Below are 12594 nucleotides of genomic sequence, written 5' to 3'. Positions count from 1 at the left end.
AAGCCCATTTCACGACGGCGCCCATGAATGGTATAACGATACAGCCATTGAGCACCTCCATCTTTACGCTTATGAAGTAACAAGCCGGCACCATCATTATATTTGCCAGCTCCCAATGTTGCGACAGCCCTTGCATTAAGACGGTTCATAAGAGCCATTTTTAGTCCTTTCTTATACAGTTTTTATCCATACACTCATCCCACTTGTTATGTGCAAATGAGTGGTTTTGATTGATTCAAGATAAACAGATTTGAAATGAGAGAATCCTACGTTATTCGAGACTCTCATTCAACATACAAAACAGTGAATTATCATTATAAATCAATACCTTGTCCAAGTAGGACAGCGTTCCACTGCTTCTGGATTAGGGGGAAATACTGATGGCATGCTGTCAAAGCCTGAAGCAGGTTATATGTATATTAAGGATAAAAAAGCACTTGGTGGCATACGTGCGATGCCAATTGCAGGCAGTGGTGCAGAACATAAATTAATTCAAAAACAGAAAGAGAAGGAGCGTAAAAACCAACAAACACAAATGCAAATTCTGGATACAGAGGACAGATCAAATCGTATACTCTCGGCATCTAAAGAATTGCTAAAAATTGTTGAGGAACACCCGCATGTTGTTGGTTTCACGGGTTCTATAATGTCGTTCCTTCCTAATTCTCAGGCAAAAGATTTCGGGCATATGCTTGATTCATTAAAGGCGAATATTGGGATTGATGCCTTGAGAAAAGCAAAAGCATTTTCACCAAATGGCGCATCTGGCTTTGGGAATTTGTCTAATATGGAATTGCAAGCATTGCAAAACTCTGTAGCAGCACTGTATCAAGATCTTTCTGCAGAGCAAATGAAGAAATCTTTAAAAACAGTTATTGACACTTTCAATAAATCCAATGCAGCAACGCGCGCAATTCTTTTTGGTGATGCAGAAGCAACAAACGAGCTCGTTCGAGCCGCCTATGGGCAAGATGCTTATAAGGGAAATCATGCACAGTCAAATGATCCACTAGAAAAACAGATAGAAGCATTGCCGGAAGGCATGTTGTTCGTTGATAGAGATGGACGCATTAAGGAGAAACAAACCAATGGCTGAAGTAATCCCCCCTCTTATTAATCGTAAAAACACAAGAGTCATTGGGCATATAAGTGACTATATACCAAAACAGCTTCAAGAGCTTTTCGCGAAGAATAAGGAAAGGCTAAGTGGTTCTGTTACAGGAAATAATGGTGCAACAGAGGAAACAGAAGAAGATGGTCCACATCCAAGTGTTGCGGGTGCTTTTGGATGGGGAGCTCTTCACGGGTTAACTATGGGCTATGATGATGAAATAGCCGGAATATCAGAAGCGGGTCCTATTGCTTATTGGATGGGAGATAAAGAGGCAGTCAAAAAGTATAATGAAGTGACAAAGCGATGGCGTGATTATCAAAGAGCGGCGAACCGAGATCATTTTTATGCATCTCTTGCGGGGAATTTAACGGGTGCTGCGGCACCCGTAATTGCTTCTGCCCTCTTTCCACCCGCGGCAGGGGCTACTGCTGCTGCTCGTGCGGCAATTGGGGCTGATGTTGTGCTGGGAGGTAGAGCTGGTGTTGCAGGAGCACAAATAACCAGTAAAGCTTTAGCAGCAGGAGAAAGGGCGGTGCAATCTGCTTTAGCTGAGGGTGCGGAACGGGCAGCGGCAAAAGCTGCAGGTGAAGCAGCAATGAAAGCAGTAGCAAGTAAAGAGGCGGCAAAATTTAGCTTGGGGCGTGCAGCAAAAACTGGAGCCATTTATGGTGGAATAGCAGGCAGTGGTGAAGGGGAAGGGCTTGCAGATACTCTAATGTCTGCTGGGTTTGGTGCAGGGCTAGGCGTTGCAACACCATTTGTTGCCAGTGGCGTATCAAAAGTGACACCTTTTGTGACAAAATCACTTAAAGCAGCATTGAGAGGACCTATAAGCCCAGCTGAAATGGCAGCAAAAGCAGCGCTAATGCCAGAAAAAGAAGCATTTCAGGTAAGCGATAGAGCGCTTAGGGATGTAAGCCAAACTTTAGGGGATGAAGGTGTTGATAAACTTGAAAGAGCATTAAAACAGCGAGGTCCTGATTCAATGATTATTGATCTTCATGATGAGCTTGCTAAAAGAGCTTTTAAGGCAGCAAAAAAAGACCATGATACATATTCGCTCATAAGTAATCGTTTGAATGAAAGACAAGATGCGAGTGCACTGCGGGTAAAGGATGCGTTGACAGATGTGATGGGTCCAAAAGTAGATACGCTTAATTTAAAGCAAGAGATTATCAAACAAGCACAGAAAAAGGCTGAACCATTTTATGAGAGGGCGAAAGCTTCTCCCATTTCTAATGCTGTTCGTGAAGATTTATCGCGGTTGCAAGAAACTCCTGCCTTCCAAAAAGCCTATAAAAAAGCAATTGCGCAAATGCCAAATGAAGCGGATGCAACAGTTATAGGGAGCAATGGATATCCAAAGCTGAATATGCGAATTTTACATAAGATGAAAGAGGTTTTGGATGATCAAATTAATTCTGCGCGCATCAAAGGAAAACAAGGATATGCGCGAGATTTGACTCTGTTCAAACAACGCATTCTGGACGTTTTGGATACGTCCTCTCCAGATTATGCTAAAGCACGGAAAATTTATTATGACGAGCGTACTATCGGTAATGCTTTGGAGCAAGGAAAAAAAGCACTGAATAAGAGTGTTGATCTTGATACAATCAACAGTCAACTTTCGGATTTTGGGTTGATGGAAAAAGAGGCTTTTCAAAAAGGTATCCGGTCGCAAGTAGAACATGCGGCAGGCAATGCACAGAATTTTGACCACAATCTTTTGAGTTTGTTTGACACAAAAAATGGTCAAGAAAAATTGCAGCGGAGTTATGGTGAGGATAAAGCAAAACAGCTTATGAAAGTGTTGCGACCAGAAGTGGAAAGAACAAAGCTTTTTGCACGCTTGCCAAACCATATAGGTGAAGTGGAAGAGAGGGGGAAACAACAGACTATGGGTATAGGAAAGATTGCTTTCATCAAGGCAGTTGTAAAAAATTTCGCAAGAGAATTTGGACGCAAATTCTCAAGCGTCCATAAAGATACTGAGAGAGATATTGCAGCGCTTATAACAGCGCGGGAAAAAGGAGATTTTGGGTTAGCAAGAGAAAAAGCCATTGAATTAATTAAGAAGTTTCATGAAGCAGAAAAGAAACGCTTAATAACACGAGAAAATTATACGAAATTCATTAATTTTGTTGGCATTATTTTGAATAGCAGCGTTGATAGAACGGTTATAAACTAATGATCAATTTTCATCCTAAAGTGAAGCGTGCTATCTCACAGGCAGCACAAAAATATGGTTTACCAGAAAGCTTTCTTGAACGTGTTGCTATGATAGAAAGTAATGGTAATCCAAATGCAAAAAATAAGAACAGCAGTGCAGGGGGGCTGTATCAATTTCTCGATTCAACAGCAAAACACTATCAACTGAATGACAAGTTTGATCCCTTTCAAGCAACCGATGCTATGGCACGGTTAACGAAGGATAATACGCGTTATTTAGTCACAGCATTAGGCAGAGAGCCATCAGAGGCAGAGCTTTACCTCGCACACCAACAAGGAGCAGCAGGGGCAGTAAAGCTTATCAAAAATCCACATATTCCAGCAAGCCAGCTTTTAGGTCGACAGGCAGTCACACTCAATGGTGGCAATATGGAAGCTACAGCAGGGGATTTTATGAATCATATTTATGGGCTTTACAATAAAACGGGAGATGCTTTGAAGAGAACGATACAGCAAAACCAAAGCAATGGACAAGCAGCACCAAACGAGGTGGGTCCTTTGCGTGGGTTTGAGAGGCTTCAAAAGACACTTCAAGGTAATCAAGTGGGTCAAGGTGATCAAGGGGGCAACCAATTGATGGCATATGACACGCCATTCCCAAACAGAATGATGGCACCTGAAAGCAGAGACAATTTAACAGGACAGATTATGGAAACCACACCATTGCAAGCACAAGGTATTGATGCAGGTGCTCTTAAAAAGGGCTTTTCCGGTTTGCTTCATTTAATGAGAGAGAATGGAGAACGACAAAAACAGCAGGCACAGATGGTACAGCAACAAATGTTACAGCAACCAGTCATGGCGGGTTTCTCACAATCGACTGGGGGACCGACAGATTTAACACCTCTTATTGATCCTTCTAGGCGGCAATCTGTTGGTTCCTATGGGCGGCAAAAAGAAGAGCAATTGCGCGAAGAGCTATTAAGAAGAACGGGAGCTTATCATGTCTGATATTTATGACTGGTCACTCACAGCTGATCAAAATGCGAATTCCGATAGTATCATTAATTGGGCAGAAGGGCAGCCGCCTAGTTCTGTTAATGATAGTGCGCGGGTCATGATGCAGCGTATACGTGAATATCTTGCCGATAATGGTGGTTCTCTTGACTCAAAGTTTATTGTGAATGGAAAGGAACAAACAACATCAATCACGTTGACGACGGTTTCGCCAATAGCAAAATATAAAAACGATATCATTATCCGCTTTAAGGCGCGTGGTATAAATATTGGTACGACAACAATAAACATGAATAATATAGGAGCAAAGCCACTCTATAAAGCCACCAGCACGGGAATAGTATCATTGACAGGTGGTGAGTTACAAACAAATGGTATTTATGAAATAGTCTATAATGATGGCGTATCAACAAAAGGTCTTGATGGCTGGTATCTTTTAAACCCTACCCCCATTCCACCACCGAAGGTCGAAACCTTTCCTTGTGGTTTTATTGCGACCTTTGCTATGCAAGAAGTCCCAAACGGCTGGCTTTTATGTGATGGCGCTACTTATGAACGCAAGGATTATCCGCAATTATTCAAGGCGATAGGGGATAAATGGGGAAAAAACAGCGATACAACCTTTAAAGTTCCAGACTTTAGAGGAATGTTTTTGCGCGGCTTTGATAATGGGCGCGGTTTAGATCAAAATAGAGACTTCGCAGAGGTGCAAAAAGACAGCATTAAATCTCATACACATGCTTGTACCATTGAAGAGGCAGGTCAACATACGCATAAGCATGATTATTCTATGGTTACAAGAGTTGGTCAAATAGGTGGCAGAAATCCTGCTTTTGGTAATTCATATTATACAAAAGATACACAACCTGCTGGAGTGCACACGCATAAGGTAACGATTTCTTCAACGGGCGAGGCAGAAACACGCCCTGTTAATGTACCGGTTGTTTATGCCATAAAATCGTGAGTTTTTCAAATGATCAATAATCCGTCTGCTATTGATGATATTGCGGACGCGGAGCAAATCCGCGTCCTTTTTTATGCAAGCAATCGAATGGTTCATGCACCCTTAAATAAGGTACTTGATCTTGTCAAAAGCGACATACAGCATGATCTTTTAAGCGCTTTGGCAGAATATAAAGAAACGACAGATCAACGCATAGAGATCATGCAAAAACTTATTGATGAATTGCAGTCCTCTCTCTCACACAACAAGACAACGAACTGATTAAGGAATGAAACGCGATGCCATTACCCTATCACACACATATATTTAAGCTTGAACCAGCAACAAAAGAAGAAGTCAAAGAAGGTGTTTTAGATAGTAAGGCTCTTGCACCTGTTTCAGTGGGGAGTGCAGCAGCTTATGAGGTAGAATATTTTGCAACCGCTGCTCAAGGAAAAAAGGCTGATGATGCTATTGCAAAGAGAGATATTGGAGCTCTTGCTTACAAAAATAAGGTCACAATTCACGATATTGAAGCAAGTGGTGAAGCGCATGAGAATGCGATTTTATCAGGCGCTGGCTGGGTAAAAATATCGCCTTTAGGGATTGGCGATATGAAGGCTGCTACATATGATCCCGACAATGTGGGGGCAAATGCATTTTCTATGGAAAATATGAACGAGGGTCCTACCAAAAAGATCTTAACCACAGAGGAAAGATCAAAGCTACGATGGTTGAGTTCTACGCAGCCAACGATGGAAAAATGGCGGAGGGGAGATGAAGGTGTTTATTATCCCATATCTCCGGTAGATCTCAAAAATACCATTCGTTATTTTGTAGGCTCAAAGTCTTTTGGTATGTCAAAATCAGTTTATGATCCAGATAAAATAGAAAAAGATGTATTTGATATGGAGAATATGAAGGAAGGGAAAAAGCATCTTATCTTAACTCCTCCAGAACGTGCACAGATTGCAAAAATTGATAAAGTTGAAGATGTTGCACAACAAGGGATTCATGTTGCAAGTGAAGCGAAGAACGTTGCAGATAGTGCATTAAGAACAGCAAATGATGCAAAAGCTTATGCAGTAGATGCAAAAAAAACGGCTGAGACAGCACAAAAAACGGGAGACAGTGCAAAAGCTGAGGCAAATATTGCGCAAACAGCAGCCGATAAAGCGCAAGATACAGCACATAGTGTACAGAAAAAAGTTGATCTCATTCAACCTCTTGGCAAACAAGACTGGATTGATGGCACAAAAACAGTGGATGCACTTATCTCACCAGCCAAACTGATGGCTTCAATCAAAGCAAATAGTAGCAATAGCAGCGGCGGTAGCAACAATGGTGGCGGGGTTAGAAAACCTGTTGAAATTCTGATGACAGAAAGCGGAGATATTCCATTGCCTGATGGTATTACTGCTGACACCGATATCGAAGTATGGGCTTGGGGCGGTGGAGGTGGTGGCGTTAAGGATGGCGGCGGCGGTGGATATTTTGATGGGAAACACGGAAGCGACAAAATTGGCGGCGACGGCGGTGACGGAGCAGTACTCATAAAGGTATATTTATAAGGTGAATTGAACAATGGCACGGAAAATAAGTAAAGACTGTTTATACTGTTTAAAAAAGTGGGAAGGTTTGCGCTTGCAGGCTTATCAAGATGCTTCTGGCATATGGACGATTGGTTATGGTCATACGAAAAAAGCCGGTCAACCAACAGTTGTTGAGGGTATGGTGATTACAGAAAAAAAAGCTGAAAACATGCTTTTAGCAGATTTGCGGCAATATGAGAGGGCGGTAGAAAAAGCAGTTTGTGTGAATTTAAGCGACGAGCAGTTCGGCGCTCTTGTTTCCTTTTGTTATAATGTGGGTATTGCAGCTTTCCAAAACTCTACATTGCTTAAAAGGCTTAATCGGGGGATTATGAAGCGGTACCAACCGAATTGCAGAAATGGACCAAAGCGGGAGGCAAACGTTTACAAGGGTCTCGTACACCGGCGTGTAGCAGAGGCAGGGCTATGGGCGAAAGGGGCTTATGTTTCTTCTAATTATCAAACAGTAGAAACGAAACAACCAACAGGGTTTCTCAAAGCAGAAGCATTGGCACCGATTATTGGTTCTTTCTCAGGTCTTGGTGGGTTTTTAGCGGGCAATGGACCAATCCAATGGGCTTTAGCCGCCATTATGGTTTTAGCGGCATGTACTGGCATTTTCTTTGTTGCTAAACGCTTTCAGGAGCACCGCCTATGATCTTATGGATGAAAAGAAACTTGATGGTAACAGGTGCGGCTTTAGCCGCTTTTTTTATTGCCTTAGCAAAAGCTTTTACTCTTGGAAAAAAAGTAGAGCAACAAAAGCAAACAGAAAAAGCTTTAAAAGCAGCCACAACACGGCTTGAGGTGGAAAGTGAAGTTAATCAAAAAAGTGATGCTGGTATGCGTGCTGCTCTCTCTCACTGGTTGCGCGACAAATAAATATGTTTCTTCTTGTGTTGGTTGGTTACCTATTTATTTAAGCCGGCAAGATCTGAACACCATTAGCTCAAACTTAGCAAGAGAGATCTTAAAGCATAACAAGCAGGGTCAACGCTTGTGTGGGTGGAAACATGGCTAGAAAAAAAACACAAGACGATATAGAGCTTACAGAAGCAGAAAAAGAAATGCTTCAAGAAATGATACTTACCTATCAAAGCGTGAAAATGATGTCTCGCTTTATGAAATGGATAGCGTTTTTTATCTTTTTGTTGATCCTTGATTTTGCACGCCTCATGGATGCGATAGATAATATCTTCGCACATTTAAAGCAGTGGTTCTCAAAGAACTAGTCTCACTAAATTTATCCTTAAAATATGAAAAAATGATTAGGCTTGCAAAAGCTTGAGGGAATGAACTTCGCTTATGAAAGAGGAAAGTTTTACACAAACACTGTTTGCGTGGATGGGTGGTAAACACTATCTGCGTAAGAAAATTATACCGATTTTAAATAGTATTGAACATGAAACCTATGTTGAACCATTTTTAGGCTCTGGTGTTATTTTCCTAAATAAAAAACCAGCAAAATATTCTGTGATTAATGATTTGAATGGAGAGATCACGAATCTGTTTCAATGCGTTCAAAACCATTTTGATGATTTAGCTAAACGATTGGAGTGGTTTGTTTGTTCAAGACAGTTGTTTTTTGACCTTGCTGCGATTGACCCAGAAGAGCTTTCCAAAGTTGAAAAAGCCGCACGTTTTTTATTTCTCCAGCGTTGTGTGATGTATGGGAAAAAAGAGTATGTCTCTTTTAGCTTTGGAAGAAAAAAAACTATAGCATTTAATCCCGAAAAGCTTTTAGCGAGGATGAAACGTGTTAGACAGAAGCTTCTTGATACGACGATTTTAAATTTGTCGTGGGAGCGGGTTATCGAGCTATTTGATGCACCAGACAGTTTATTTTACCTAGACCCTCCTTCTCTTGTAAAGAAGAAGTGCTATAGCTCTGGGAATTTTGTTGAAGATGATTTTGTAAGTATGGCAAAAGTCCTCAAAGGCATTCAAGGCAAATTTGTCTTGAGTCTCAATGATTGTGATGAGGTTCGAGAGATCTTTAAGGATTTTGACTTTTTAGAATTAGAGACCCTTTGAACCTCTGGTTTTGCTAAAAAATCACTCCGAAAAGAACTCTTGATTCGCAATAATTGAAGAAAATCATAAAAAGATTTGTTAGAATCAGAAGAAAATATTTCTTCTCTAATAGGACTTTTTTTGATGCTTACACCATTTGGTAAAACCTTACGCAAACTTCGCATTGATCATTCAGAACGCCTTTTAGATATGGCTAAAAAATTAGACATATCTAAAAGACCTTCTTGAGAAAGTTTGCAAAAAAAGAGGCGTCCTATAGAGATAGGTTGAAAAATCCTATTCCCTAACTTTTATTTACGCGTCCCTCACTGTAAAAAATATATGGAAAATCAATAAATTATTTTGGATAAAAAAGAGCATGGTGCCCCCAGAGAGACTCGAACTCCCGACCCCCTGATTACAAATCAGGTGCTCTACCAACTGAGCTATAAGGGCGTAACCATGTAGGAGTTAGCACAAACTAACAAAAAGGAAAACAGAAAATTATTAAATTTTATGCATATTAAAAGAAAACTATATAAAAAATAACCAATTTATTTCCTTTTTCCACTTTTTACAGCAAGGTTGGAACTATCCTTATGTTGATATCTTATAGAGTGTTTTATAAGAATGCACCGTTTTGCTATCGAATTACGAATCTGAAGACTTTGATTGATGAGCAAGGTAATTTTCTAGCCAGTGAATATTATAATTACCATCAGCAACATCTTGATTATTAATAAGATCGCGAAAAAGAGGTAGTGTAGTTTTTATCCCATCGACGACAAATTCATCTAAAGCACGCCGTAAACGCATCATACATTCTAAACGGGTACGTCCATGAACAATTAGCTTTCCAATCATGCTATCATAGTAAGGAGGGATACGATAACCTGAATAAGCGCCTGAATCAACACGAATCCCTAAACCTCCAGGTGTATGAAAATGTGTAATGGTTCCAGGTGATGGCGTAAAGTTAATGGGATCTTCTGCATTAATACGGCATTCAATGGCATGACCAGAAAAACAGACTTCATCTTGTGTTACTGAAAGTTTACAGCCTGATGCAATATGGATTTGTTCGTGGACTAAATCTATACCTGTAATTGCTTCAGTTACAGGATGCTCGACTTGTAAACGTGTATTCATTTCAATAAAATAAAATTCGCCATTTTCATAAAGAAATTCAATAGTACCAGCTCCACGATATCCAAGTTGGGCACAGGCATTTGCAACAATATTTCCAATTTTTTTCCGTTCAGTTTCATTAAGTGCAGGTGACGTAGCTTCTTCCCATACTTTTTGATGCCGTCGTTGAAGTGAACAATCGCGTTCTCCTAAATGAATAGCATTTCCCGCACCATCACCTATGACTTGAATTTCAATATGACGGGGTTTTTCTAAATATTTTTCTATGTAAACAGCGTCATCACCAAAAGCAGCTTTCGCTTCTGAACGCGTTGTTTTGAGAGCTATAGAAAATTCTTGTTCAGAATGAACGACTTTCATACCACGTCCGCCACCACCGGCAGAAGCTTTTATAATAACTGGATAACCAATTTCACGAGCAGTGCGTAAAGCATCTGATTCTTCAGTGACTGCTCCATCTGAACCTGGAACTACAGGAATACCAAGTTTTTTGGCGGTTTTCTTTGCTTCGATTTTATCGCCCATGATGCGGATATGAGTAGCTGTTGGACCGATGAATGTAATATCATGGGCTTCTAGAACATCTGCAAATTTTGCATTTTCAGAAAGAAAGCCATAACCTGGATGAACAGCATCCGCTCCTGTAATTTCACAAGCAGCAATAATTTGCTGAATACTCAAATAAGAATCACGAGCGGGAGGAGGGCCAATACAAACACTTTCGTCAGCAAGACGAACATGCATTGCATCTGCATCAGCGGTAGAGTGAACAGCCACGGTTTTTATGCCAAGTTCTTTACATGCACGTAAAACGCGAAGAGCAATTTCTCCTCGATTAGCAATGAGGATTTTTCGAATCATGTTTGCCCCTCGCTTTATTCAACAATAATAAGTGGTTCACCAAATTCAACAGGTTGGCCATCTTTGACAAGAACAGTGGTTACCGTACCGGAGCGTGGTGATGAAATTTGATTCATTGTTTTCATGGCTTCAATAATAAGTAATGTCTCTCCTTCAGAAACATTTTGTCCTACTTCTACAAAAGGTTGTGCACCTGGTGAAGGTGCAAGATAAGCTGTTCCAACCATTGGAGAGGTTATTGTGTTTTTGGATTTATCTTCTTGGATAGATTGTATGGGAGATTCGGTTGTTGGGACCGGAGAAGATGTTACAGAAAAAGTAGGAGTAGAAACAGGAGCATAGATTGCTTGCTCAGAAGAAGTTAAGGTATTTTGGCGTGAGACACAAATACGAAGCTCCCCTTGTTCAACTTCAATGTTCGTTAAATTGGTATCATTCAAAATTTCAGCAAGATCACGAATAATTTTCGTATCAATTGCGGTTTTTGCCGAATCCATTTTTTTTGTTGCCATTTTATTTCTAACTCCTTGATCAATGAAGATCGTCATTATCTCATTTTATGACCGAATATCTCTAGATTAGGGATGAGATCTTTTGAGGCTTTAAAGATTTTTATTTCCTTTAAATCATTATAGTTTGCAATTTAAACTCGTATCTGCTTTACGTAAAATTGCACTTATAAGCCTGTTATCAAAAAAGAGAAAGCATAAAATTACCTCATTTACAGTATTCTTCCTAAAACGGATCAGGTATTCACTGTGTATTATCTATCGCTTGTTTTAGAATATCTTGTCTGGCTGCGCCGATGAATATTTTATCACCAATGATGTAAGAAGGTGTTCCCGTAATATGAAGTGCAGAGGCAATTTGAATGTTTTCTTTAAAAGCGTTTTGCAGAGTGGGATCTTTTATTGCATTATGTAGTTTTTTTTCATCTGCTCCTAATGAAACAGCTACTTTAATAGCTTTAGCTTCATTTGCACGACCCTGATACATTAAAAGCGTTTTGTGAAACTGAGGATATTTCTCTGGAAATTGTTTTCGAAATGCGTAGGCAACAGTATGGGCTGCCATAGAATCAGAGCTTAAAATTGGTAAGTCCTTGATAATAACCTTTAAATCTGGATATTCTTTTATCAAGTCTTCTATATTTGAATAGGAAATTTTACAATAACCACAGTTGTAATCAAAAAAATTGACAAGCACTCTTTTACCATTTGGGTTTCCCAAAACAGCGTCATGAGGAGAATGAAAAATCTCTTTTTCTAATGAATGAATGACAGAAGTTTGTTTTTGGTTTTCGTATTCATTCTGTTTTTCCAGCTTATCTTGAAGAATAAGCTGCATTTCAATCATAATTTCTGGATGAGTAAGAAGATACTCTCTGACGATTTGTTGAATATGATGAGAATCAGTATGTGGTATCATTTTTTCTTTAAGCTTAGATAAAAAGCTAGAATCTTCCAAAAGTTGTGATTTAAGCTTTTCTAAGCTTAAATCATTTACTGTTTTTGAGTGTGATGTTGCGTTTGATAAAGAAGGTAAAAAGATTAAAATACTCGACATAACTATGACTAAAATTTTTGAAAAAAGTGTTATTTTCGAGTTTTGAGAGTGATAATTCATTTGTATACCTTCACATTTTTTAGGGTGTCATTGAGTGAACTATATGAAAAGCGCTATCTATGTGCAATGAAGCATTTAGTTATAGTGTATCTTTAAGAATGAGAAAAAAC

General features: G+C 39.7%; 13 protein-coding genes, 1 tRNA gene and 2 pseudogenes. 11 read left to right on the top strand and 5 right to left on the bottom strand.

Annotation, left to right across the window (positions count from 1 at the left end; all coding sequences use genetic code 11):
- The coding region (locus ACFIQC_RS03780; RefSeq protein WP_375706765.1) for a DUF4102 domain-containing protein at nucleotides 1–158 on the bottom strand (158 nt) is incomplete at its 3' end.
- A gap of 173 nt (nucleotides 159–331) precedes the next feature.
- On the opposite strand from ACFIQC_RS03780, the pseudogene ACFIQC_RS03775 reads away from it, so the two are divergent.
- The 11 genes and pseudogenes from ACFIQC_RS03775 to ACFIQC_RS03725 form a co-directional block, all read left to right on the top strand.
- Nucleotides 332–1096 (top strand): annotated as a pseudogene (locus ACFIQC_RS03775) (hypothetical protein); the annotation flags it as partial.
- Entirely contained in the window at nucleotides 1089–3302 is a 2214-nt protein-coding gene (locus ACFIQC_RS03770; RefSeq protein ID WP_375706764.1) for a hypothetical protein, read from the top strand. The pseudogene ACFIQC_RS03775 and the gene ACFIQC_RS03770, both read left to right, overlap by 8 nt.
- On the top strand, nucleotides 3302–4294 hold the full coding sequence (locus ACFIQC_RS03765) for a transglycosylase SLT domain-containing protein (protein WP_375633753.1): 993 nt from the start codon (nucleotides 3302–3304) through the stop codon (nucleotides 4292–4294). The genes ACFIQC_RS03770 and ACFIQC_RS03765 overlap by 1 nt, the downstream gene beginning before the upstream one ends.
- Entirely contained in the window at nucleotides 4287–5264 is a 978-nt protein-coding gene (locus tag ACFIQC_RS03760; protein WP_375630251.1) for a tail fiber protein, read from the top strand. Before ACFIQC_RS03765 ends, ACFIQC_RS03760 begins: the two co-directional genes overlap by 8 nt.
- A gap of 9 nt (nucleotides 5265–5273) precedes the next feature.
- On the top strand, nucleotides 5274–5525 hold the full coding sequence (locus ACFIQC_RS03755) for a hypothetical protein (protein WP_375706763.1): 252 nt from the start codon (nucleotides 5274–5276) through the stop codon (nucleotides 5523–5525).
- A 17-nt stretch (nucleotides 5526–5542) separates the two neighbouring features.
- Entirely contained in the window at nucleotides 5543–6814 is a 1272-nt protein-coding gene (locus ACFIQC_RS03750) for a hypothetical protein (protein WP_375706762.1), read from the top strand.
- A 13-nt stretch (nucleotides 6815–6827) separates the two neighbouring features.
- Nucleotides 6828–7493, top strand: a complete 666-nt coding sequence (locus ACFIQC_RS03745; RefSeq protein ID WP_375706761.1) for a lysozyme — start codon at nucleotides 6828–6830, stop codon at nucleotides 7491–7493.
- A complete protein-coding gene (locus ACFIQC_RS03740) occupies nucleotides 7490–7717 on the top strand; it encodes a hypothetical protein (RefSeq protein WP_375706760.1) in 228 nt (75 codons plus the stop codon). Before ACFIQC_RS03745 ends, ACFIQC_RS03740 begins: the two co-directional genes overlap by 4 nt.
- Nucleotides 7718–7848: 131 nt before the next feature.
- A complete protein-coding gene (locus tag ACFIQC_RS03735) occupies nucleotides 7849–8067 on the top strand; it encodes a hypothetical protein (RefSeq protein WP_375706759.1) in 219 nt (72 codons plus the stop codon).
- Between the two features lie 73 nt (nucleotides 8068–8140).
- Nucleotides 8141–8869, top strand: a complete 729-nt coding sequence (locus ACFIQC_RS03730; protein WP_375706758.1) for a DNA adenine methylase — start codon at nucleotides 8141–8143, stop codon at nucleotides 8867–8869.
- 123 nt (nucleotides 8870–8992) lie between these two features.
- Nucleotides 8993–9082: pseudogene (locus tag ACFIQC_RS03725) on the top strand (XRE family transcriptional regulator); the annotation flags it as partial.
- Between the two features lie 146 nt (nucleotides 9083–9228).
- Here ACFIQC_RS03725 and ACFIQC_RS03720 read toward each other — a convergent pair.
- The 4 genes from ACFIQC_RS03720 to ACFIQC_RS03705 form a co-directional block, all read right to left on the bottom strand.
- Nucleotides 9229–9304, bottom strand: a tRNA-Thr gene (locus tag ACFIQC_RS03720).
- 195 nt (nucleotides 9305–9499) lie between these two features.
- On the bottom strand, nucleotides 9500–10858 hold the full coding sequence (gene accC, locus ACFIQC_RS03715) for an acetyl-CoA carboxylase biotin carboxylase subunit (protein WP_375613402.1): 1359 nt from the start codon (nucleotides 10856–10858) through the stop codon (nucleotides 9500–9502).
- 14 nt (nucleotides 10859–10872) lie between these two features.
- Nucleotides 10873–11370 (bottom strand): acetyl-CoA carboxylase biotin carboxyl carrier protein, encoded by a 498-nt coding sequence (accB, locus tag ACFIQC_RS03710; RefSeq protein ID WP_273787930.1) that lies wholly within the window; start codon nucleotides 11368–11370, stop codon nucleotides 10873–10875.
- A 241-nt stretch (nucleotides 11371–11611) separates the two neighbouring features.
- On the bottom strand, nucleotides 11612–12484 hold the full coding sequence (locus ACFIQC_RS03705; protein WP_375629889.1) for a DsbA family protein: 873 nt from the start codon (nucleotides 12482–12484) through the stop codon (nucleotides 11612–11614).
- Between the last annotated feature and the right edge of the window lie 110 nt (nucleotides 12485–12594).

The sequence above is a fragment of the Bartonella sp. AA126HLJHH genome, from assembly GCF_042197425.1.
Taxonomy (GTDB): Bacteria; Pseudomonadota; Alphaproteobacteria; order Rhizobiales; family Rhizobiaceae; genus Bartonella.
The sequence above is the reverse complement of the archived record's forward strand: the minus strand, read 5'-3'. Positions and strand labels throughout refer to the sequence as shown.

Coding starts and splice junctions, on each gene's coding strand:
- ACFIQC_RS03770 (WP_375706764.1), top strand. CDS start 1,089: ATGGCTGAAGTAATCCCCCCTCTTATTAATCGTAAAAACACAAGAGTC.
- ACFIQC_RS03765 (WP_375633753.1), top strand. CDS start 3,302: ATGATCAATTTTCATCCTAAAGTGAAGCGTGCTATCTCACAGGCAGCA.
- ACFIQC_RS03760 (WP_375630251.1), top strand. CDS start 4,287: ATGTCTGATATTTATGACTGGTCACTCACAGCTGATCAAAATGCGAAT.
- ACFIQC_RS03755 (WP_375706763.1), top strand. CDS start 5,274: ATGATCAATAATCCGTCTGCTATTGATGATATTGCGGACGCGGAGCAA.
- ACFIQC_RS03750 (WP_375706762.1), top strand. CDS start 5,543: ATGCCATTACCCTATCACACACATATATTTAAGCTTGAACCAGCAACA.
- ACFIQC_RS03745 (WP_375706761.1), top strand. CDS start 6,828: ATGGCACGGAAAATAAGTAAAGACTGTTTATACTGTTTAAAAAAGTGG.
- ACFIQC_RS03740 (WP_375706760.1), top strand. CDS start 7,490: ATGATCTTATGGATGAAAAGAAACTTGATGGTAACAGGTGCGGCTTTA.
- ACFIQC_RS03735 (WP_375706759.1), top strand. CDS start 7,849: ATGGCTAGAAAAAAAACACAAGACGATATAGAGCTTACAGAAGCAGAA.
- ACFIQC_RS03730 (WP_375706758.1), top strand. CDS start 8,141: ATGAAAGAGGAAAGTTTTACACAAACACTGTTTGCGTGGATGGGTGGT.
- accC (WP_375613402.1), bottom strand. CDS start 10,858: ATGATTCGAAAAATCCTCATTGCTAATCGAGGAGAAATTGCTCTTCGC.
- accB (WP_273787930.1), bottom strand. CDS start 11,370: ATGGCAACAAAAAAAATGGATTCGGCAAAAACCGCAATTGATACGAAA.
- ACFIQC_RS03705 (WP_375629889.1), bottom strand. CDS start 12,484: ATGAATTATCACTCTCAAAACTCGAAAATAACACTTTTTTCAAAAATT.